This is a genomic window from Labedella endophytica, assembly GCF_003990045.1.
In the GTDB taxonomy this organism is placed as follows: domain Bacteria; phylum Actinomycetota; class Actinomycetes; order Actinomycetales; family Microbacteriaceae; genus Labedella; species Labedella endophytica.
Genome location: NZ_RZGZ01000002.1, coordinates 1,291,049 through 1,310,083 on the forward strand (window position 1 = coordinate 1,291,049; position 19,035 = coordinate 1,310,083).

Here is a 19,035-nt window from a genome sequence, read left to right on the forward strand (position 1 = left end):
AGTTTTCAACCACATACGAAGTTTTTAGGGGGGTCAGAGGGTGAGGAAGGCGTACCAGATGAGGAGCATGGTGACGAGGAAGCCCGCCACGAAGTTGAGCCAGAGGAAGCGCTTCCACCCGCGGTTCGCGGACTCGGCCGTCTCGTCCGTCACGTTCCAGAACGGGACGACGTTGAGGATGTACGGCAGCACGGCGATCGCGGCGAGCGGGCCCGGCCAGTCCGTGCCGAACAGGAACAGCGCAGCGGCGACGTAGGCGACGAGCGCGATGCGCGTCGTCGCGCGCGCACCGAGCACGGTCCCCACCGAGGCGATCCCGCCGGCGCGGTCCGCGATGACGTCCTGCACCGCACCGAACGCGTGGCTCGCGATGCCCCACAGGAAGTAGGCCACGAGCAGCAGCACGAGCGCGGGGGTGACGACGGCGCCGGCGAGGACGAGCCCGTAGACGGCGGGGCTCACGAAGTGCGTGCTCGACGTGATCGAATCGAGGAACGGCACCTCCTTGAACCGCAGCCCCTTGGCGCTGTACGCGACGACCGCGAAGAGGCTCACCGCGAGCACGGCCCACGACGCGGGCGACCCGAGCAGGACGAGCACGACGATGAACGGGATGTTCGTCACGAGCACCGCGACGATCGTCGTGCGGTGCAGCGATCGATCGAGCACGGCCCCCTCGACGCCGCCCTTCCGCGGATTACGGAGGTCGGACTCGTAGTCGAACACGTCGTTGATGCCGTACATCGCGAGGTTGTACGGGATCAGGAAGTAGATCGTGCCGATCCAGAACGCGAGGTCGAGTTCTCGTGTCGACAGGTAGTAGGCCGCCGCGAACGGGTACGCGGTGTTGACCCACGACAGGGGTCGCGAGGAGAGCAGGAGCTGTTCAAGCGTGCGCACGGGGCCTCCGTCGGGATGGTCGGAGCAGGCTCCACAGCGACGGGAGGACGACCGCCGCGAAGACAGCGTAGGAGAAGTCCTCGATGGGTGCGATTCCGACGAAGATCCCGGACAGGTGCGTCGCGTCGTAGGCGACGAGCCCGATGCCGATCATGATGTTGTCGAAGACCGCCGTGAGGACGAGGACGGCGACGAGCGTGAGGCCGAGGGCCCGCAGGAACCGTCGCCGGTCGGGCGCCCGCAGCACGGCGACGACGGCGAGCACCGCAGCGGGCACGAGGAACGCGAGGTTGAGGAGCGTGTAGGTCATCGTCGCTCCTCCCCGCGGTCCTCGGTCGGAGACGACCTACCCACCGACGGGCCGAGACGCATCGCCGCCCCGAAGACGTTCATCGAGAGGTAGCAGAGGAGCGTCAGGAAGAAGACCTCCTCGATCGGCAGTTCGGGCGCGATCAGGAGCCCCGTCATGAACGGGGTCTGGCCGCGGAAGAAGATCCCGAGCCCGATGCCGAGCAGGTCCCACACGAGGAAGAGGACCACTCCAGACGCGAGCACGATCGTCGCGCGTCGCGGGTCGTCCCAGAAGAAGAGCCGGAAGCGCCGGTCGAGCATCACCATGCCGAAGATCGACACCGCCAAGGCCGCGAGATAGACGACGCTCACGACCGGCCGTCGGGCAGCGGTGCCGGAAGCGCCTCCGTCGACGTGTCGCCGTTCAGCCGCTTGACGACGAGTTCGGCGCTGATGAGGCACATCGGCAGGCCGATGCCGGGGATCGTCGATCCGCCGGCGTAGAGGAGCCCGTCGACCTTCTTGCTCACGTTGCCCGCACGGAAGAGTGCGGACTGGGCGAGCGTATGCGCCGGACCGAGCATCGTGCCGCGCCAGGCGTTGATCGATTCGACGAAGTCGGCCGGGCCCACGTCGTGACGCACGGTGATGCGCTCGGCGAGGTCGGGGATCCCCGCCCATTCCGCGATCTGTGCGATCGCGCGGTCACCCGCCGCGCGGATCGTCTCGCTCGACCCGCCGCCGAGCGCGGGGTCGGCCGGGATGGGAACGAGCACGAAGAGGTTCTCGTGACCGTCGGGCGCGACGGTGTCCGTGGCGCTCGGCTTGCAGACGTAGAGCGATGCCGGATCGGGAATGTACGGGTCGTCCCCGCCGATCGCGTCGAAGTTGGCGCGCCAGTCCGAGGTGAAGAAGAGGGTGTGGTGGAGCAGCTCGGGGAGCTCGCCGCGCACGCCGAGCGAGAGGAGGACCGCCCCGGGCCCGGGGGTCTTCGTGTCCCAGTAGGACTGCGGGTACGTGCGCAGCGACGGCGGAAGGAGGCGGGTCTCCGTGTGGTGCAGGTCGGCGGCGGACACGACGACCGCGGCGGGCTCGACGTGCGCGACGCCCTCGGCATCGGTCCAGTTCACGCCCGTGACGCGGGTGGACCGGCGGAAGCCACTGCCGCGCGACTCCGTGGCGATGCGGTCGACCGTCGCTCCGGTGACGATGCGCACGCCGGCGTCGCGGGCCACCCCGGCGATCGCCTCGATCACCTGGGCGAACCCGCCGCGGGGGTAGAAGACGCCGTCCTCGAGGTCGAGGTGGCTCATGAGGTGGTACATGCTCGGTGTCGTATACGGCGAGGATCCGAGGAAGACGGCGGGGTACCCGAGCACCTGACGGAGGCGGGTGTCGCTCACGACCGTTCCGGCCGCCGAGTCGAGGTCGGTGCCGAAGAGCTTCGCGAAGCGCGGCAGCTCGGTCACGACGTCGCGCGTCAGGAGAGGCGTGAGTGATTCGAAGGTCGTGTAGAGGAACCGGCGCTTCGCGAGCTCGTAGACCTCGCGCGCCGAATCGAGGTACCGCTCGAGTCGCGATCCCGAGCCCGGCTCGATGCTCTCGAACAGCGCCACGTTCTCCTCGCGGGTCGCCGCGATGTCGATCGGGTCGGCGTGGCCTTGCGAGTACACGCGGTAGCCGGGGTCGAGCTGGACGAGATCGAGCTGCTCGGCGGAGGAGGTACCCATGAGGCGGAAGAAGTGGTCGAACACCTCGGGCATGAGATACCAGCTGGGGCCGAGGTCGAAGCGGAAGCCGTCACGCTCGAGCAGGCCCGCGCGCCCGCCGAGCTCGTCGTTCTTCTCGAGCAGCACCACGTCGCGTCCGCCGCGAGCGAGCAGGGCGGCCGTCGCGAGACCGGAGATCCCGCCGCCGATCACGATCGTGCGCTCGCCCGTGGCCGTCGATTCCTTCGCGTGTCTGCTCATTTCGGGAGTACTCCTCGTGCCGCTCTCACGGCGATCGCGGCTTTCACCGGGTTGGGGACGCGCACGCGGGTCGTGACGAGTTCGGAAGCGGGCGTCGCGCGGATCCGTCTCGCGAGCTCGGCGAACAGCTCGTGGGCGAGCACGACGGCGCGACGCGAGCTCGGCGGCAGCGCCGGCAGCGTGCGGGCGGAGGCGGCGAGGTCGGCGTCGATGTCGTCGAGGAGGCGCGCCTTGTCGGCCTCGGTGAACGCGTCGACGCGGATCCCGGGGAAGTAGCTGCGCCCGAGCCCGGCGAAGTCCGCGGCGAGGTCGCGGAGGAAGTTCACCTTCTGGAAGGCCGCGCCGAGGCGCCTCGCCCCCTCCTCCAGCTGATTGATCTGAGCGGGCGTGCGCCGTTCGCCGGCGAGGAAGACCTTGAGGCACATGAGTCCGACGACCTCGGCCGAGCCGTAGACGTACGCGTCGAAGCTCTCCTGGGTGTGCTCGACGTCCGTGATGTCCGCGCGCATGGACGCGAAGAACGGCCGCGTGAGGTCGACTCCGATGCCCCCGCGGCGGGCGGCGAGTGCGAAGGCGTGCACGATGAGGTTGGAGCTGTAGCCGATCGCCATCGCGCGCTCGGTCTCGGCCTCGAGGTCGTCGAGCGTGCGCGTGATCGATGCATCGTCGAGGCCCGCGTCGCTCGCCGCGCCGTCCACGATCTCGTCGGCGATGCGGACGAGCGCGTAGATGTTCCGCACGTCCTGTCGGACGGCGGGGCCGAGGAGACGGGCTGCGAGCCCGAAGGACGTGGAGTAGCGGCGGATGACGACGGCGGCGGTCTCCACGGCCACGGCGTCGTACTGACGGCCTCCGGTCACTTGGTGCGCTCCAGGACGGCCCGCACGACGGGAGCGAGTTCGTCGCGCGTCGAGGCCGGCACGCTGTCCTCGGCGAGAGCCTCCCAGGCCCGGTTCGCGAAGTCGGTGGCGAGTCGCTCGGCGTAGTCGCGCGCCCCGCTCGTCACGAGAGCGTCGCGGAGGCGGGCCGCCCCGACGGTGTCGAGGCCGGGGTCTCCGAACAGACGGTGCACGTCGACCCACTCGGGCTGTGTGGCGGCATAGGCGATGAGGACCGTCCGCTTGCCCTCGCGCAGGTCACCGATCGAGCTCTTGCCGGTCACGTCCTCTTCGCCGAACACCCCGAGCACGTCGTCGACGATCTGGTAGGCGATGCCGATGTTCCGGCCGAAGCGGCCGAGGGCGTCGATCGTCGCGAGCCCGGCACCTGCGACCACGGCCCCGGCCTGCAGTGGGGCCTCGAAGGAGTACCACGCGGTCTTCAGGCGCTCCATCTCGACGACCTCGTCGACCGACGGCATGGTGGCGTGCGTGGAGAAGTCCACGTCGGCGAACTCCCCGGCGGCCGCGGCGGAGACCGCGTCGTCGAGCAGCTCGACGAGCCGACCACGCGTGAGCTCGTCCGCACCGCAGCCGTCGACCAGGCGGTAAGCGCCCGCGAGGGCGAGGTCCCCGGCGATGACCGCGACCGACATCCCGCGGTGCTCGGCGAGCGGCAGGGAGATCCCCGCCGTCGTGGCGCGGTCACGGTAGCTGCCGGAGACGTTGGGCCGGCCCCGGCGAACGAAGTCCCGGTCGATGACGTCGTCGTGCACGATGAGCGCGGTGTGGAGCAGTTCGTAGGCGGCTGCGACGCGGGCGGCCACCTCGAGGTCGGTGCCGCCGAGGGTCTCGAAGGCGGTCAGCACCATGCGGGGGCGGAAGCGCTTGCCGCCGTCGGTGTTGCGCCGGAGGTTCTCGATCAGGTGGGCGTGGTGCGAACCGAAGCGCTCGCCGCGTGCGGCCGCGACCTCGAACCAACCGTCGAGGACCTCCTCGACGCGTTGCAGTCGCCGGCCGGTGACGACCACGAGATCGTGGGGGTCCATGCCTCGACACTAACCGACCGGGCTCGATGCTTGAAACATTTAACTAGTTGCTCTAGTGAGTTGCGCTGGGCGCGTCGATGCTCTCTCGCTCGACGTCCTCCGAAAAAAATCTCGCCGGGGTGCATCCGAATCGTCGGCCGCGGCGGAAGTGGGGACAGAAGCATTCCGCCGCCCGTTCGCGGGCTCGACACGGAGGTACCCATGCGCAAGATCCTCGGCGCCGGCATCACAGCCGGCGCACTCCTCGCCCTCTCGGCAGCGTTGCCGGCCACAGCGGCCGAAGGAGACGCGACCCTGTCCGTGCTCCACGCTGTCCCCGATCTGACCGTCGACGTCTACGTCAACGACGAGCTCACGATCGACGACTTCGAGCCGGGCACCCTCGGTGGCCCGCTGACCCTCGCTCCCGGCACCTACACGGTGGCCATCACCGCGGCCGACGCCGCGGATGCGAGCGACCCGGCCATCGGCCCCGTCGACCTCGTCCTCGAGGCGGACGGCAACTACACGGCCGTCGCGCACCTCACCGAGGCGGGCGAACCCACCGCGACCCTGTTCACGAACGACGTCTCGACCCTCGCGGCCGGCGAAGGCCGCCTCACCGTCCGTCACACCGCCGCGGCTCCCGCCGTGGACGTCCTCGCGGCAGAGACCCCGGTCATCGAAGGCCTGACGAACCCGAACGAGGAGGTCCTGACGCTCGATGCCGGAACCGTCTCGGCGAGCGTCGCCGCCGCCGGAACGACCGACCCGGTGATCGGCCCGGCAGACGTCAACGTCGCCGAGGGCGTCAACACGATCGTCTACGCCTGGGGCAGCCTCGAGGACGACAATCTCGACCTCGCCATCCAGACGATCGGCGGCCTGCACTCCACCCCGGACGGCGTGCCCGCCGGCCAGGCCGGCCTCGTCGCCACCAACGCCCCCGGCGCCTCGGGCGCCCTGTGGATCGGAGCCGCGGTGCTCGGCCTCATGGCCTTCGCCGTGACCACCGTCCGTCGTTCGAACCGCCGTGAGGCGGCCACCGCCGAGAGGGCCGACCGCTGATCCGTCACCACTCACGCGGGAACACCGCGGCGGGCGCTCTCGCGCTCGCCGCGGTGTTCCTGTTGTCCGCGTGCTCCACGCCCCCGGGCGCGGCACCGACCGACGCCGCATCCGCTCCACCCGCCGCTGAGAGCCCGGAGCCCTCCGCGACGACCGCTCCTCCTACGAGCGCCATCGACGTGCCGCGCATCGATGCCGGCGCGGGCAATCAGGTCGCCCCGACGGTCCCCCCGAGCGCCGTGAGCGTCGCCGAGCTCGACGTGACCGTGACCGTGCGACCGGAAGGCCTCGCCCCCGACGGTTCGATGGCCCTGCCGGAGGATCCGTCCGTCGCGTCCTGGTACCGCTTCGGCTCGGGACCGGCGAGCGAGAGCGGCGCGACCGTGATCGCCGCGCACGTGGACTCCCTCGAGTACGACATCGGCCCGTTCGCCCGTCTGGTGAAAGCGGCGCCCGGCACGATCGTGACGGTCACGAGTGTCGACGGGTCCGAGCACCGCTACACCGTCGACACCGTCGAGATCGCCGACAAGACCGGGGTCCCGTGGGACACGGTGTTCGATCGGAGCGGCTCTCCGCGCCTCGTCCTCATCACGTGCGGTGGCGAATTCGACTACGAGACCGGTCACTACCGCAGCAACGTGATCGTGACGGCGACACCGCTGCCATGACGACAGAGGCGGACTATGCTCGTCGCACGACCGGCCTCCCGATGCCGGCAGACCGGACGGACCCCATGCGCCCCGCGGACGATGACGACGCGATCGGAGCCGCGTTCCACGCGGGCGACGAACGCGCTCTCGCCGAGGCGTTCGCGCGGTGGTCGTCCCTCGTCTACAGCCTCGCGCTACGCTCCCTCGGGCAACCGGCCGACGCCGAGGACGCCACCCAGCGCGTCTTCGTCTCGGCGTGGCAGAGCCGCCACACGTATGACCCCGAGCGGATCCGCCTCCCCGGGTGGCTCGTCGGTATCGCTCGGCATCGGATCGCCGACGTGCACGAGCAGCGGGCGCGCCAACAACGATCCGATCAGGCCTACGCGACGAACACGGAGCAGGGGAATCGGGATGCGACGGAGGACGTCGCGGATCGCATCCTCATCGCCGGTGAGCTCGAGAAGCTCGAGCCCGTGCCGCAGGCCATCATGCATCTCGCTTTCTTCGACGACCTGACGCACACCCAGATAGCGGAGACCCTGGGTCTGCCGCTCGGTACCGTCAAAAGCCACATCCGACGCAGTCTCGCCCGGATCCGGAAGACCTTGGAGGTGAACGATGGAGCATATTGATCCCGAGCAGCTCGACGCCCTCGCCCTCGGCGAGGAGCAGCCGAGTGCCGCTCAGCAGTCGCACCTCGATGCGTGCGACGAATGCCGTGACTCCGTCGCCTCCGCCCGGCGCACCGCCGGGGCGATCCGTTCCGTGCGCGATCTCGCGGTCACGGAGGCCCCGGATTCGGTCTGGGCCGCCATCCACGCCGAACTCGCGCTCGACCCGACCCTCGCTCCCGCGCCGAAACGTGGCGTCCTGACCGACGTCGCGCAGGCGACGCCTCCCGCGACGCCGACCGAGGCGCAGACGGAGACGGAGACGCAGCCGGAGACGGAGGCGGAACCGACCCCGGAGAGCGGACCGGCTCCAGCTGCTCGGGCCCAGGATCCTGGAATCGCGGGTTCCGCCGCTGTGGTTCCACTCACCCGGCGCGGTCGTCCCGAGCGGAACGGCGGGGACCTCGCCGCGAGCACACGACCACGTGGCCGCGGCCGGTCGCGCCGCGCAGGCTCCCGCCGCTGGCTCGTCCCCGCGATCGCCGCCGGAGTAGCGCTCGTGCTCGGCGTCGGCGGGGGGCTCGGTATCGCTCGAGTACTCCAGCCGGGCACCGGAGACGTCGTGGCGACGGCCCGACTCGCCGCCCTGCCCGACTGGCCGGACGCGACGGGCACCGCCACGCTGCGCGAACTCCCCGACGGAGGCCGCGAGGTGCAGGTGGAGGTCGACACGACGGGCGAGGACGTCGACGCCCCGCTCCGCGAGGTGTGGTTGCTCACCCCGGACGCGAGCGGACTCGTGAGCATCGGCTTCCTCGACGGCGCCACCGGGACCTTCCGCGTGCCGGCCGACGTGGACCTCTCCGCCTACCCGATCGTCGACGTCTCGGCGGAACCGCAGGACGGGAACCCGGCGCACTCCGGCGACTCGATCGTGCGCGGGGAGCTCGGCGCATCGTAGTCGCGACCGCCGCCTGACCCGGTGGCCGCCCGCTGGAGTGGAGAATAGAGGCATGAGCGTGGAACAAGTCGTCCTGTTGTCCGAAGAGGGCACCCCCACCGGGGTCGCCGACAAGGCGACGGTGCACACCACCTCGACGCCGCTCCACCTGGCGTTCTCCTGCCACGTGTCGGACGCGGACGGCCGCATCCTCGTGACGCGACGCGCCCTCGAGAAGCTCACCTGGCCGGGCGTCTGGACGAACAGCTTCTGCGGCCACCCCGGACCGGGCGAGGACATGGAGGCCGCCGTGCACCGGCGGGCGAAGGCCGAGCTCGGCATCGAACTCGACACGCTCGAGGTCGCACTCCCCGACTTCCGCTACCGCGCCGTCGATGCCGCCGGGATCGTGGAGAACGAGATCTGCCCCGTCTACCGCGCCACCACGACGAGCGTGCTCGCCCCGGCCGCCTCCGAGGTCGTCGAGTGGTTCTGGGCCGAGCCCGACGCCCTCGACACCGCGATCGCCGCGACCCCGTGGGCGTTCAGCCCCTGGCTAACCCTGCAGCTGCCGCTCCTCGCCCGAGCCTGATCCGGTGGACACCGTGACCGGCGAGACGATGATCGGTCCGGTCGCGGGCCCCGATCTGCACGTCATGACGTTCAACGTGCGTCGCCCGATCGGTCGCCTGCCCGGCCGGAGCCCCGACGTGTGGGAGACGCGCGCGCCCGCTCTGTCCGCTTTACTCGCCGCCGAACGGCCCACGGTCCTCGGGGCTCAGGAGGTCGTGCCCGGCCAGTCCGCGGTGATCCTCCGGGCGCTCGGTCGCGGCTACCGGACGGTCGGTCACGGCCGCGGCGCCGACGGCCGCGGGGAGGGCTGCCCCCTCTACTTCGATTCCACACGGCTCGAGCTGCTCGCGTGGTCGCAGAGGGCCCTCTCGGACACACCCGACGAGCCCGGCTCGACCTCGTGGGGCAACATGGTCCCCCGGATCCTCGTGTCGGCCACGTTCCGCGACCGCGTCGGAGGCGCCCGCTTCCGCGTCATCAACACGCACTTCGACCACATCTCGCGCGGCTCACGGGTGCGCTCGGCCGTGCACGTGCGCGAGCTCGTGGCGGCCGACACGACGCCCGCGATCGTCATGGGCGACCTCAACACGGGCGAGGAATCCGACCCCGTCGCGGAACTGCTCGCGCACGGTGTGCTCCGCGACGCCTGGCCGGCGGCCCGCGAGCGGTTGTCGCCCGAGTGGGGAACCTTCCCCAACTACCGAGAGCCGCGCACGGGGCGGAAGCGGATCGACTGGATCCTCGCTTCGCCACGGGTGGAGATCGCGCGGATCGGCATGAACGCGGCCCGGCCGCGCGACGTGTGGCCCTCCGACCACCTCCCCATCCAGGCCGTCGTGCGCATCCCGGCCGAGCTCCCGTCCGCCGACCTCCCGTACGCCGGAGTCACGCGGCCGTGATCGCGAACTTCCTCCGGCGGCCCGTCGGCGCCGTCGAGATCCTGGCGGACGTCGTGCGCCTCGTCGGCCTGCTGAGCGTGCTGGTCGCCTTCATCTGGTGGGAGCCGACCGACGCGGGCGTCCTCGCGCTCGTGCTGCCCGCACTCCTTCTCCCCCGCTTCATCGGCGTGCACCCCGGATTCGACGTGGTCTATGGAGTGATCCTTCTCGTCGCCGGCTGGAGCAACGTCTTCGACCTCTACACGAGCATCTCGTGGTGGGACCTCGCCGTCCACGTCGCGTGCACGGGCGTCGTCGCCGTGCTCGTCTTCCTCCTGCTCGCCCGCCTCGGCATCATCGCGTCGCCGCGCGGCTCCGATGTCACGGTGGCCTCGACCATCGTGCTCACGACGATCTTCGGGCTCGCGGCGAGCGCCGTGTGGGAGATGATCGAGTGGCTCGGCAAGGAGTTCGTGAGCAGCGACATCTTCGTGGAGTACGACGACACGATCGGCGACATGGCCGTCGGCGGTCTCGGCGCCCTTGCGGCCGGCGTCGCTCTGGCGCTCCTGCCGCTGCACCGCTACCGCTCGCCGGACGCGCGCGACCGGCGACGGGCGGAGCGCCTCCGCGTCGGCTGACTCGTCACCATAGGCTGGGATGATGACTCAGCACGTCGCCCTCGTGACCGGGGCCAACCATGGGATCGGCGCGGCGATCGCGGAGCGGCTGGCCGCCGACGGACTCGCCGTCGTGATCACGTATCTGTCGATCGACGAACCCGAGGACGAGGGCACTCCCGAGCGACTGCGGGAGAACCATCGCAGCGACGCCTCGACCGTGGTCGAGCGCATCGCGGTCGCCGGGGGACGCGCGATCGCCATCTCCGCCGATCTCCTCGACGCCTCCGTGATCCCCGGCCTGTTCGACGCCGCCGAGGAGGCCTTCGGTCCCGTCGACGTGCTCGTCAACAACGCGACCGGTTCCCTCCAGGACACCTTCCGCGCGCGGGACCGCGACTGGGCCGGCCGATCGCTCACTCCCGTGACCGCCGCCGGCTTCGACCGCCAGTTCGGCGTGGACGCGCGTGCCGGGGCGCTGCTCATCGCCGAGTTCGCGGCACGCCTGCAGGAGCGCGACGGAACGTGGGGCCGGATCCTGTCGATGACCTCCGGCGGCGAGCAGGGCTTCCCCGGCGAGGTGTCGTACGGGGCGGCGAAGGCCGCGATCGTCAACTACACGATGTCGGCGAGCCTCGAACTGAACCGCTTCGGCGTCACGGCGAACGCGCTGCACCCGCCCGTGACCGACACCGGATGGGTGACGGACGAGGTGCGCGGCTTCGTGGAGCAGGACGACCGCTTCTTCAGCGTCGCCGAGCCCTCGGAGGTGAGCGACGTGGTCTCGTTCCTCGTCTCGGACGCCGGCCGTCGCGTCACGGGCAACGTCATCCGCATGGGCTGACCTCGGTCAGGCGGTGCGGGTGCCCTCGTTGTGCTCGGCGAGCCACCACGTCTTGCCGTCGTCGTCGGAGACGAAGCTCTCCCACGTGTACGACGACTCCGTGATGAGCGAGAAGTTCCAGCGGATCGCCTTTCCGTCGTTACGCGTGCCGTCCTGACGGATGCCGTCCTTGCGGTGCCCCGTCGCGAGGAGGTTGCAGTACTCCCCCCGCGCCGGCTCCATATAGGAGACGCGCCACAGCCCGATGTCGGCGTCGTAGACGCGGATCGCGGTGCCGATCGTGACGGGTCCGGCGGGCGACCGGCGCACGGACACGTCCTGCACGGCGCGGCCGTCGAGGATGAATGCGACGTGCCAGGAGAACGCGTCCTCGACCCACTCGCCCGAGCGTTCGTCGAGCCGGCGTGCCGTGACGTCCCACGACCCCACGAGGCGCCCGAAGCGGGCGAGCCGCCGTTGGTGCAGGGCGGCCGGACCGGCGGAGATGAGCGCGTCGGCGAAGCGGTCGCGCGCGGAGGCGGAGGATTCGGGCGTTTCGTGCGCGTCGGTCATGGCGGCACCCCTTCTGGCGGAATCGCGGAGACGTCCACCGGCCACCGTCGCCGATGGGGTCGGGATCAGGGTACCGGGCGCACGTGACGGCGCGCCCATACCGGCCACCGCTTCGTCGTCAATCCGTTCCTCCACGGCGACCCGGCATGGGATGATCTTCGGCGATGTCCTCACCACCCCCCACGAATCCCCTGCCCATCCAGAGGGATGCCACTCCGCACTCGCGACTCGTCGCGTCGCGGACGGCCCTGCGCCGGATGCTGCGGCCCGCCCGGTTGATCCTCGCCGGGAAGACGGCGCTCGCGGGCACGATCGCCTGGTACGTGGGGCACCTCCTCCCCGGGCAGGCCGCTGATTTCGCCTACTACGCGCCCCTCGGTTCGCTCATCGCGATGGCACCGACCCTCATGGACTCACTGCGCTCGAGCCTGCAGACCGTCGTGGCGCTCGCGATGGGAGTGGGGATCGCCTGGGTCCTCATCTTCTCGGGGGCACCCGGATGGGCCATCGTGCCGGTGGCGCTCGCCATCGGGACCGTGCTCGCGGGACTGCCCATCCTCGGCACGAGCCGCGACTACGTGCCCATCGCCGCTTTCATCGTGCTCATCATCGGCGGGACGAACGCCGACGACTTCTCCACCGGCTACATCCTGCAGATGGCCCTCGGCATGGTCATCGGTGTCGCGGTGAACCTGCTCGTGGCTCCGCCGCTGCCCACCGATGACGCCTCGGCCGCCCTCTCGACGCTTCGACAGACGGGCGTCCGGACCCTCGACGCGATGGCCGACGCTCTCGGTGCCGGCAACCGCGAGTCAGGGTGGGTGGAGGAGCTCGCCACCTACGAGTCGCGGCTCGCGGATGCGGCGACGGCGGTCCGGACGGCCAGGGAGAGCGCTCGAGTGAATCCGCGCGCCCGGTGGAATCCCCACGATGTGGACCAGGACCTCGAAGACGTGGCCTCGCTTCGCCGAGCCCGTGTGCATCTCTCGGCACTCGGCGCGATCCTGCGCGGGAGCGAGCACGAGCAGCCACTCGCAGCCGTCGTCGACGACGAGGGCCGGGACGTGGCCGCCCGTCTCCTCACCGCGCTCGCTCGCGGCATGGAGGGCTGGGACGACCGGCGAAGCGGAACGGACGGCGAGAGGGTGGATCCCGATGACGTCGCGTCTCTCGAGAAGGCGCTACGCGCGCATGCTTCCCCCGAGGATGCTCAACCGCTCGTGAGTGCATTCGCCGTCGCGGCCGGTCGCCTCGCCGAGGAGATCACTGACCGGGTGTCTCCGCACGACGACTGAGGTCTCGCTGACCGCCGACGCGCGCGTCGGCCGGATGTCAGGCGTCGTGCTCCGTCTCCGTCAGGCGTCGGCGTCGCCAGCGGGGTCGAGCCCCTCGTCGAACTCGGAGTGCTCGACGGACGGCTCGGCGGATCCGAAGCGATCGGCTTCGATGGCCTCGGCCAGGTCGACATCGAGCTGCGCGTTGATGTCGTCGTCGGATGTGCCGCCGGCTCCGTGGGAGCCGCCATCGGCGCGCGGGTGGTTCTCAGCGGTCAGGTCGGTCATACACGTCCTTCGGTACGGGCGACCCCGGTGGATCGCTCGCTCCGCTGACACTAGGCGATATTCGAGGCGCGCGACCCGCGCGGACCGACCCACCCCGCGTGTCGCGGGGGTTCCGAACGCCACATTCCCCCGTGCCGAGTGGACGCATTCTGTCGCTTGGCTGTCCTCGCAACGACCGTTCGCGTCCACTCCGCCCGATCCACTCCGCCGAGTGGACGCGAACTGCTGCCGCATTCGGGCGGAGGCGACGTTTCGCGACGACCCGGCGGCGCCCTCGCCTCGCCTCGTGGCCTGGGGAGCGATCAGAGGTCGCGGTCGCCCACGTCGGTGCGGTGGAAGTTCTGGAACGAGCGCGACGCGGTGGGTCCGCGCTGGCCCTGGTACCGCGAGGAGTACGCGGCCGAACCGTACGGGTTCTCCGCAGGCGAGCTCAGGCGGAAGAAGCACATCTGCCCGATCTTCATCCCCGGCCACAGCTTGATCGGCAACGTCGCGACGTTGCTGAGCTCGAGCGTGACGTGGCCCTCGAAACCCGGGTCGATGAAGCCGGCCGTGGAGTGGGTGAGAAGACCGAGTCGACCGAGCGAGCTCTTGCCCTCGAGGCGCGCGGCCACGTCGTCGGGAAGCGTCACGCTCTCGTAGGTGGAGCCGAGCACGAACTCGCCGGGGTGCAGGATGAACGGCTCGTCCGGCTTCGCCTCGATGAGTCGCGTGAGCTCCGGCTGGTCCTCCGCCGGGTCGATGAACGGGTACTTGTGGTTGTCGAACAACCGGAAGAAGCGGTCGAGCCGCACGTCGATGCTCGACGGCTGGATCATCGAGGGATCGTACGGGTCGAGCGCGATGCGCCCACTGGTCAGTTCGGCCGTGATGTCGCGATCGGAGAGAAGCACACGGTCAGTGTAGTGAAGGTCGAGTCTCGGGGGCTGCCGCGTTTGCTACGCTGGTCCGAGCGCCTCCGGGCGTACGCGGATGTAGTTCAATGGTAGAACTTCAGCTTCCCAAGCTGATAGCGCGGGTTCGATTCCCGTCATCCGCTCCATCTGTTGCCATGCTTCGGTCGCCCGTCTGACACCGTCGATCGACGCGATGCGCGAGTCGCCGTGTTCCGAATCGGCCCGGATCAGCGTGCTGAATCGCGAGCCGCCACGACCCAGCGGAACGCGCGGGTCGGGGTCTCCGCGGCGAGCGCGTCGCCGTCCGGGTGGCGGATGAAACCGTGGCGCTCGGCGAAGCGCTCGGACGCCGTGTTGCCTGGCTCGATGTGGGCGTCGACGGTGGTCACGCCGAGGTCCTCCTCGGCGAGGCGGAGGATCTCACGGACAGCCTCGGAGGCCATGCCCTGACCTTCGCGGTCGCGGCGGACGACGTAACCGATGTCGGCGTGACCCACCGGCCCCCGCCGCAGGTCGACCTCGCCGATCACGCGGCCGCTCGCGCGCTCCTCGATGGCCAGCACGAGCCAATCACCCTCGGCGGGCGCGCGGTCCTGCGACAGCTTCTTGAGGAGCGCCGTGCGGGTGTCGTCGCGGGAGCGGACGGGCCACGGGAGGTACCGCGTGGTCCGCTCGTCTCGATGGAACACGGCCAGGTCGTCGAGATCGGTCAGCCGGTGCGCGCGGAGGATCAGACGCGGGGTGGTCAGCGGGAGCCGGGGCGCCCAAACGCCTGCGTCGGACCCGGTCATCCGTTCCTGCTCGTTCGGGCCGTCTCCACATACCGAGGCTAACCGCCGGGCGACCGACGGGACAGAGCGGACCGGCAGTTGCCCGAGCGGCACGCTCCACGGCAGGATCGCCTCGGGGCACCTCGGCCCTCCCCCCATCGGAAGGCACGTCGTGAGCGCTCCCACCCCGCTCCTGTCCCGCTTCGGACTCGTCCCCATGCGACCGCGCGATCCGTCGGAACCGCACCGCGCGGCGAGCGGCCTCGAGCTGTTCTTCGACCTCGTCTTCGTCGTGTCGGTCTCGATCGCCTCGCAGAACCTGCACCACTTCGAGACGGAGGGCCGGATCGTGAGCGGCGTGGGCCCGTACCTCATGGTGTTCTTCGCGATCTGGTGGGCGTGGATGAACTTCACGTGGTTCGCGTCGGCGTTCGACACGGACGACTGGTTGTACCGCGTGACGACGATCGTGCAGATGGCGGGCGCTCTCGTCGTGGCCGCCGGGGCCGGGCCGGCGATGGAGCGCGGCGACTTCGGTCTCGTGGTGCTCGGGTACATCGTCATGCGCCTCGCGATGGTCATCCAGTGGCTGCGTGCCGCCGCGGGATCGCCGGAGTTCCGGGCCACCGCTCTGCGGTACGCCGTCGGGATCGCCGGGGTGCAGGCGCTCTGGGTGCTGTGGTGGCTCACGGACGTGGACGGACTGCAGTACCTCGGCTTCATCGTGCTCGCGGCCGCGGAGCTCGCCATCCCTGTCTGGGCGCAGCGCGCGGGCTTCACCCCGTCGCATCCGCATCACATCACCGAGCGTTACGGCCTCTTCACCCTCATCCTTCTCGGGGAGTCGATCCTCGCCTCCGCGAACGCCATCATCGATGCGATCGACCACAGCGACGCGCTCGCTCCACTCCTCACGATCGCCGTCACCGGTCTCATCCTCGCGTCCGGCATGTGGTGGGTGTACTTCGCGCGGCCGCAGCACGAGCGCCTCGCGACGGCGCGCGGCTCGTTCGTCTTCGGCTACGTGCACTATGTGATCTTCGCCGCGGCCGGGGCGTTCTCCGCGGGCATCGAGGTGGCGATCGACCACGACACGCACCAGAGCAACCTGGCGGCGGCCGTCGCCGCCGCGACGACCACCGTCCCGGTCGCGCTCTTCGTCCTCGGGATCTGGTTCCTGGCCCTGCGCGATCTGCTGCCGCGCTGGGCGAATTTCGCCGTCGTCCTCCTCGCCACCGCGATCGCCGCGAGCGCGCTCGCCCCGTTCAGCCTGGTATTCGCGGCCGCGCTGATGATCGCGGCGGTCGTCGTCCTCGAGGTCACCCGCCTCCGCCAGGTATAGCGTCTGCGCCGTTTCGTGGCGGCGTAGCGCGGCGAAACGGCGCAAACGCTCTCCATCGGGGTGGGCGCGGGTGAGGCCCGCGCGCCTCGGAGCGGTGGCGCGGATAATGGTGACGACGACCGGGAGGACCGATGGCCGAGAAGAGCGCCGCCGATGTGGATGCTGCCGTTGACGCCGACCCCCGTCAGTCGGTGTACCAACGCGTCTTGGGCCCGGAGTACGCCTCGCTCGATCCACGCCTGCAGCAGTACTTCGGTCCGATCCCGGCGGGATGGGTGGGATCGGGATCGGGGGTCTACCGTGTCGCGGGATCGAGGCACCTGTTCCTCCGACCCGTTCTGACGGTGATGGCGTGGCGACATGTGCTCTTCCCCGAGCTCGGACACGATGTGCCGTTCGGTGTCGTCAATACCCCGAGTACGGATGGTGGCCTCGGCGCCGTTCGCACGTTCGAGTTCCTCCGCCGCACCCGCATCATGGAAGACGCCATGGTCGTCCAGGGCGACCGGCTCTACGACAGGCTGGGGAAACGCGGCGGACTCGGCGTCGCGATCCGTCTGTCGGTCGTCTCCGGGGCACTCCACATGACCTCCACCGCCCTCGCCCTGCACATCGGCCGCGTGCGGATCCCACTCCCGCCGCTCGCGACCATGCACCTCCGCGAACACATCGGGGAGGCGGAAACGGCACGCCAGCAGGTCGATGTCCGCATCGACGCACCGATCCTCGGAGAGGTGTTCCGGTACACCGGATCCTTCGTCTACTCGGTCGGCCCTGCCACCGGATCAGGCGTTTGAGCGCTCTCGCGGCGTTGTACCGCCGCGAGAGCGCTCAAACGCAGCATGTGGTGACGGGGGCGGAGACGGGTGGGCCGGTAGCATCCGAGCAGGCGCGCGTGCGCCGTCGAAACGAGGAGACCGCATGAAGGCCGTCGTGTTCCGCTCCCCCGAGATCCCCGTCGCCGTGACGGAGGTCGAGCTCGCCGCCCCGAAGGCCGGCGAGGTGCGCGTGAAGATCGCGGCCGCCGGAGTCTGCCACTCCGACCTGCACGTGCGACGCGGCGAATGGCCCGCCCCCGCCCCGCTCGTGATGGGCCACGAGGGATCCGGCGTCGTCACCGAACGGGGCGACGGCGTGACCGGGCTGTCCGTGGGCGACCACGTCGTGCTCTCGTGGGTGCCGCCGTGCGGCGAATGCCCCCGCTGCCTCGCCGGCCGGGAGGCGCAGTGCCAGAAGGTCGCCTCGATCATCGCTCCGCTCGGCACGCTCTTCGACCAGAGGTCCCGCCTCGGCGCCGACGGCGAGAGCCTGCACCACTACCTCGGCGTCTCCTCGTACGCGGAAGAGGTCGTGGTCCCCGCGTCGGGCGCGATCCGCGTGCGGAAGGATGCGCCGCTCGATGTGATCGCTGTGGTCGGTTGCGCTGTCGCGACGGGCGTCGGCGCCGTCACGAATACGGCAGGCGTCGACGCAGGGTCGACCGTCGTCGTGATCGGATGCGGCGGAGTGGGCCTCAACGTCGTGCAGGGCGCGCGCCTCGCCGGAGCCTCCCGCATCGTGGCCGTCGACATGCTGCCCGCGAAGACGGAGCTCGCCGCCCGCTTCGGCGCGACGGACGCGATCGATGCGTCACAGGGTGACGCGGTCGCCGCTCTCTTCGAGATCTTTCCGGACGGCGCCGACTACGTCTTCGACGCCATCGGACGCACGAGCACGACGGAGCAGGCCATCCGCATGCTCGCGCTCGGCGGCGCGGCCGTGATCGTCGGACTGCCGCCAGCGGGCGCGACGGCGTCGTTCGAGCCGCTCGTGCTCGCCGAGGCCGACCAGCGCATCCTCGGTTCCAACTACGGCAGCGTGCGACCGGCGATCGACATCCCGCGACTCGTCGACCAGTACATGGCCGGGGAGCTCCTCATCGACGAGCTGATATCGGCCCGACGTCCGTTGGCGGAGGCGTCGGACGCCCTCGACGATCTCGAGAGCGGCGGAGCCCTGCGGACCCTGCTCATCCCCTGAGGCGGGGCCCCGTTCCCAGGAGGGCCGGGACGCCTCGGCGGGCTCAGCGTGCGGTGGGCAGCGGGACACCCGATCGCGGCGTGGTCGGGCGCTTCGAGAGTCTCAACGAGTCGTGGATGGTGGGCCCACCGACCAGAGATGGCCGGGGCGCTTCGACAAGCTCAGCGAACGGTGGGAACCGGTGGGCGATGGGCTCGGCTGCTCTGGATGTGCACGACGCTTTGTGAGGTGCGGTGCGCGAGTTCCGTCAGGCGATGGAGCTTCTGGTCGGGCGGAGTTGGAGATCGCCTCCGCAGTTCGGGCATGCGCGATCCCGAAACCCGTCGGCGCACTCCGCGCACCAGGTGCATTCGAACGAGCAGATGAAGGCCGTGCTCGTCGGTCCGGTCACCGCACCGCATCGTTCGCAGGAGTCGCGCATCTCGAGGGCCACGCCTCGACGGTAGCGGCGTGCTCCCCTTCCGCGCCCGCCAGGTTCTGCCGCCGCTCTCCCGTTTCCCGCCACGTCGGCCCCTGTCCGGCTCGTGGTCACCGATTTTGCGTACGCAACTGCAATCCGCGGGTGAAATTTCGGCGGCAGAACGGAGTTGCGTGCGCAAAAGCAGAGGTGGTGGGGGCGGACAGGTGCGGCCGA

The 19,035-nt window shown here is 70.3% G+C and carries 23 protein-coding genes and 1 tRNA gene; 13 read left to right on the forward strand and 11 right to left on the reverse strand.

Features of this window, described 5'->3' with window-relative positions:
• Positions 1 to 33: 33 nt before the first annotated feature.
• The 6 genes from ELQ94_RS09545 to ELQ94_RS09565 are packed head-to-tail and all read right to left on the reverse strand — an operon-like array spanning position 34 to position 5,088.
• Positions 34 to 900 (reverse strand): prenyltransferase, encoded by an 867-nt coding sequence (locus ELQ94_RS09545; protein ID WP_127049497.1) that lies wholly within the window; start codon positions 898 to 900, stop codon positions 34 to 36.
• Positions 887 to 1,210 carry a lycopene cyclase domain-containing protein gene (locus ELQ94_RS09550; RefSeq protein WP_127049499.1) on the reverse strand — a complete coding sequence of 108 codons (324 nt, stop codon included), beginning with the start codon at positions 1,208 to 1,210 and terminating at the stop codon, positions 887 to 889. Before ELQ94_RS09550 ends, ELQ94_RS09545 begins: the two co-directional genes overlap by 14 nt.
• On the reverse strand, positions 1,207 to 1,563 hold the full coding sequence (locus tag ELQ94_RS09555; protein ID WP_127049501.1) for a lycopene cyclase domain-containing protein: 357 nt from the start codon (positions 1,561 to 1,563) through the stop codon (positions 1,207 to 1,209). Before ELQ94_RS09555 ends, ELQ94_RS09550 begins: the two co-directional genes overlap by 4 nt.
• On the reverse strand, positions 1,560 to 3,161 hold the full coding sequence (crtI, locus tag ELQ94_RS09560) for a phytoene desaturase family protein (RefSeq protein WP_166404710.1): 1,602 nt from the start codon (positions 3,159 to 3,161) through the stop codon (positions 1,560 to 1,562). Before crtI ends, ELQ94_RS09555 begins: the two co-directional genes overlap by 4 nt.
• Positions 3,158 to 4,021 carry a phytoene/squalene synthase family protein gene (locus ELQ94_RS17280; protein WP_166404712.1) on the reverse strand — a complete coding sequence of 288 codons (864 nt, stop codon included), beginning with the start codon at positions 4,019 to 4,021 and terminating at the stop codon, positions 3,158 to 3,160. The genes crtI and ELQ94_RS17280 overlap by 4 nt, the downstream gene beginning before the upstream one ends.
• Complete coding sequence (locus ELQ94_RS09565) at positions 4,018 to 5,088, reverse strand: polyprenyl synthetase family protein (RefSeq protein WP_127049503.1); 1,071 nt, start codon at positions 5,086 to 5,088, stop codon at positions 4,018 to 4,020. Before ELQ94_RS09565 ends, ELQ94_RS17280 begins: the two co-directional genes overlap by 4 nt.
• Before the next feature lie 201 nt (positions 5,089 to 5,289).
• Here ELQ94_RS09565 and ELQ94_RS09570 point away from each other — a divergent pair, with 201 nt between their 5' ends.
• From ELQ94_RS09570 to ELQ94_RS09605, 8 genes are all read left to right on the forward strand, one after another.
• On the forward strand, positions 5,290 to 6,135 hold the full coding sequence (locus ELQ94_RS09570) for a DUF4397 domain-containing protein (RefSeq protein ID WP_127049505.1): 846 nt from the start codon (positions 5,290 to 5,292) through the stop codon (positions 6,133 to 6,135).
• Positions 6,136 to 6,314: 179 nt separating this feature from the next.
• Complete coding sequence (locus tag ELQ94_RS09575) at positions 6,315 to 6,806, forward strand: class F sortase (protein WP_127049507.1); 492 nt, start codon at positions 6,315 to 6,317, stop codon at positions 6,804 to 6,806.
• A complete protein-coding gene (locus tag ELQ94_RS09580; protein ID WP_243696945.1) occupies positions 6,803 to 7,423 on the forward strand; it encodes an RNA polymerase sigma factor in 621 nt (206 codons plus the stop codon). Before ELQ94_RS09575 ends, ELQ94_RS09580 begins: the two co-directional genes overlap by 4 nt.
• A complete protein-coding gene (locus tag ELQ94_RS09585; RefSeq protein WP_127049509.1) occupies positions 7,410 to 8,363 on the forward strand; it encodes an anti-sigma factor domain-containing protein in 954 nt (317 codons plus the stop codon). Before ELQ94_RS09580 ends, ELQ94_RS09585 begins: the two co-directional genes overlap by 14 nt.
• Before the next feature lie 52 nt (positions 8,364 to 8,415).
• Positions 8,416 to 8,934: an isopentenyl-diphosphate Delta-isomerase gene (gene idi / locus ELQ94_RS09590; protein ID WP_127049511.1), complete on the forward strand. Its 519-nt coding sequence runs from the start codon at positions 8,416 to 8,418 to the stop codon at positions 8,932 to 8,934.
• 4 nt (positions 8,935 to 8,938) lie between these two features.
• Positions 8,939 to 9,817 carry an endonuclease/exonuclease/phosphatase family protein gene (locus ELQ94_RS09595; RefSeq protein ID WP_243696946.1) on the forward strand — a complete coding sequence of 293 codons (879 nt, stop codon included), beginning with the start codon at positions 8,939 to 8,941 and terminating at the stop codon, positions 9,815 to 9,817.
• Positions 9,814 to 10,437 carry a DUF2238 domain-containing protein gene (locus ELQ94_RS09600; protein WP_127049513.1) on the forward strand — a complete coding sequence of 208 codons (624 nt, stop codon included), beginning with the start codon at positions 9,814 to 9,816 and terminating at the stop codon, positions 10,435 to 10,437. Before ELQ94_RS09595 ends, ELQ94_RS09600 begins: the two co-directional genes overlap by 4 nt.
• A 22-nt stretch (positions 10,438 to 10,459) precedes the next feature.
• Positions 10,460 to 11,260 carry an SDR family NAD(P)-dependent oxidoreductase gene (locus ELQ94_RS09605; protein WP_208007598.1) on the forward strand — a complete coding sequence of 267 codons (801 nt, stop codon included), beginning with the start codon at positions 10,460 to 10,462 and terminating at the stop codon, positions 11,258 to 11,260.
• Between the two features lie 6 nt (positions 11,261 to 11,266).
• Here ELQ94_RS09605 and ELQ94_RS09610 read toward each other — a convergent pair whose 3' ends face one another.
• The gene (locus tag ELQ94_RS09610; protein ID WP_127049516.1) at positions 11,267 to 11,812 is read right to left on the reverse strand and encodes a hypothetical protein; all 546 of its coding nucleotides are present in this window, start codon (positions 11,810 to 11,812) and stop codon (positions 11,267 to 11,269) included.
• A 164-nt stretch (positions 11,813 to 11,976) separates the two neighbouring features.
• On the opposite strand from ELQ94_RS09610, the gene ELQ94_RS09615 reads away from it, so the two are divergent.
• Positions 11,977 to 13,107: an FUSC family protein gene (locus ELQ94_RS09615; protein WP_127049517.1), complete on the forward strand. Its 1,131-nt coding sequence runs from the start codon at positions 11,977 to 11,979 to the stop codon at positions 13,105 to 13,107.
• A 60-nt stretch (positions 13,108 to 13,167) separates the two neighbouring features.
• Here ELQ94_RS09615 and ELQ94_RS09620 read toward each other — a convergent pair whose 3' ends face one another.
• Entirely contained in the window at positions 13,168 to 13,374 is a 207-nt protein-coding gene (locus ELQ94_RS09620) for a hypothetical protein (RefSeq protein ID WP_127049518.1), read from the reverse strand.
• A gap of 302 nt (positions 13,375 to 13,676) precedes the next feature.
• Positions 13,677 to 14,267, reverse strand: a complete 591-nt coding sequence (gene dcd / locus ELQ94_RS09625) for a dCTP deaminase (RefSeq protein WP_127049521.1) — start codon at positions 14,265 to 14,267, stop codon at positions 13,677 to 13,679.
• 75 nt (positions 14,268 to 14,342) lie between these two features.
• Here dcd and ELQ94_RS09630 point away from each other — a divergent pair.
• Positions 14,343 to 14,416, forward strand: a tRNA-Gly gene (locus ELQ94_RS09630).
• An 81-nt stretch (positions 14,417 to 14,497) separates the two neighbouring features.
• Here the strand turns inward: ELQ94_RS09630 and ELQ94_RS09635 are convergent.
• On the reverse strand, positions 14,498 to 15,061 hold the full coding sequence (locus ELQ94_RS09635; RefSeq protein ID WP_166404713.1) for a GNAT family N-acetyltransferase: 564 nt from the start codon (positions 15,059 to 15,061) through the stop codon (positions 14,498 to 14,500).
• Positions 15,062 to 15,212: 151 nt separating this feature from the next.
• Here ELQ94_RS09635 and ELQ94_RS09640 point away from each other — a divergent pair, with 151 nt between their 5' ends.
• The 3 genes from ELQ94_RS09640 to ELQ94_RS09650 all read left to right on the forward strand — a co-directional run bounded on the left by ELQ94_RS09640 (position 15,213) and on the right by ELQ94_RS09650 (position 18,401).
• Entirely contained in the window at positions 15,213 to 16,382 is a 1,170-nt protein-coding gene (locus ELQ94_RS09640) for a low temperature requirement protein A (protein ID WP_243696947.1), read from the forward strand.
• 131 nt (positions 16,383 to 16,513) lie between these two features.
• On the forward strand, positions 16,514 to 17,179 hold the full coding sequence (locus ELQ94_RS09645) for a DUF4166 domain-containing protein (protein WP_127049525.1): 666 nt from the start codon (positions 16,514 to 16,516) through the stop codon (positions 17,177 to 17,179).
• A gap of 124 nt (positions 17,180 to 17,303) precedes the next feature.
• Entirely contained in the window at positions 17,304 to 18,401 is a 1,098-nt protein-coding gene (locus ELQ94_RS09650) for an alcohol dehydrogenase catalytic domain-containing protein (protein WP_127049527.1), read from the forward strand.
• Between the two features lie 247 nt (positions 18,402 to 18,648).
• Here ELQ94_RS09650 and ELQ94_RS09655 read toward each other — a convergent pair whose 3' ends face one another.
• Positions 18,649 to 18,822 (reverse strand): DUF1272 domain-containing protein, encoded by a 174-nt coding sequence (locus ELQ94_RS09655; protein ID WP_127050261.1) that lies wholly within the window; start codon positions 18,820 to 18,822, stop codon positions 18,649 to 18,651.
• Positions 18,823 to 19,035: the final 213 nt, after the last annotated feature.

Excerpts from the sequence above, each read along its gene's own strand:
- ELQ94_RS09615 (WP_127049517.1), top strand. The coding sequence starts at position 11,977 with ATGTCCTCACCACCCCCCACGAATCCCCTGCCCATCCAGAGGGATGCC.
- ELQ94_RS09655 (WP_127050261.1), bottom strand. The coding sequence starts at position 18,822 with ATGCGCGACTCCTGCGAACGATGCGGTGCGGTGACCGGACCGACGAGC.
- idi (WP_127049511.1), top strand. The coding sequence starts at position 8,416 with ATGAGCGTGGAACAAGTCGTCCTGTTGTCCGAAGAGGGCACCCCCACC.
- ELQ94_RS09620 (WP_127049518.1), bottom strand. The coding sequence starts at position 13,374 with ATGACCGACCTGACCGCTGAGAACCACCCGCGCGCCGATGGCGGCTCC.
- ELQ94_RS09550 (WP_127049499.1), bottom strand. The coding sequence starts at position 1,210 with ATGACCTACACGCTCCTCAACCTCGCGTTCCTCGTGCCCGCTGCGGTG.
- ELQ94_RS09605 (WP_208007598.1), top strand. The coding sequence starts at position 10,460 with ATGACTCAGCACGTCGCCCTCGTGACCGGGGCCAACCATGGGATCGGC.
- ELQ94_RS09645 (WP_127049525.1), top strand. The coding sequence starts at position 16,514 with ATGGCCGAGAAGAGCGCCGCCGATGTGGATGCTGCCGTTGACGCCGAC.
- ELQ94_RS09565 (WP_127049503.1), bottom strand. The coding sequence starts at position 5,088 with ATGGACCCCCACGATCTCGTGGTCGTCACCGGCCGGCGACTGCAACGC.
- ELQ94_RS09610 (WP_127049516.1), bottom strand. The coding sequence starts at position 11,812 with ATGACCGACGCGCACGAAACGCCCGAATCCTCCGCCTCCGCGCGCGAC.
- ELQ94_RS09570 (WP_127049505.1), top strand. The coding sequence starts at position 5,290 with ATGCGCAAGATCCTCGGCGCCGGCATCACAGCCGGCGCACTCCTCGCC.
- ELQ94_RS09650 (WP_127049527.1), top strand. The coding sequence starts at position 17,304 with ATGAAGGCCGTCGTGTTCCGCTCCCCCGAGATCCCCGTCGCCGTGACG.
- crtI (WP_166404710.1), bottom strand. The coding sequence starts at position 3,161 with ATGAGCAGACACGCGAAGGAATCGACGGCCACGGGCGAGCGCACGATC.
- ELQ94_RS09585 (WP_127049509.1), top strand. The coding sequence starts at position 7,410 with ATGGAGCATATTGATCCCGAGCAGCTCGACGCCCTCGCCCTCGGCGAG.
- ELQ94_RS09635 (WP_166404713.1), bottom strand. The coding sequence starts at position 15,061 with ATGACCGGGTCCGACGCAGGCGTTTGGGCGCCCCGGCTCCCGCTGACC.
- ELQ94_RS09580 (WP_243696945.1), top strand. The coding sequence starts at position 6,803 with ATGACGACAGAGGCGGACTATGCTCGTCGCACGACCGGCCTCCCGATG.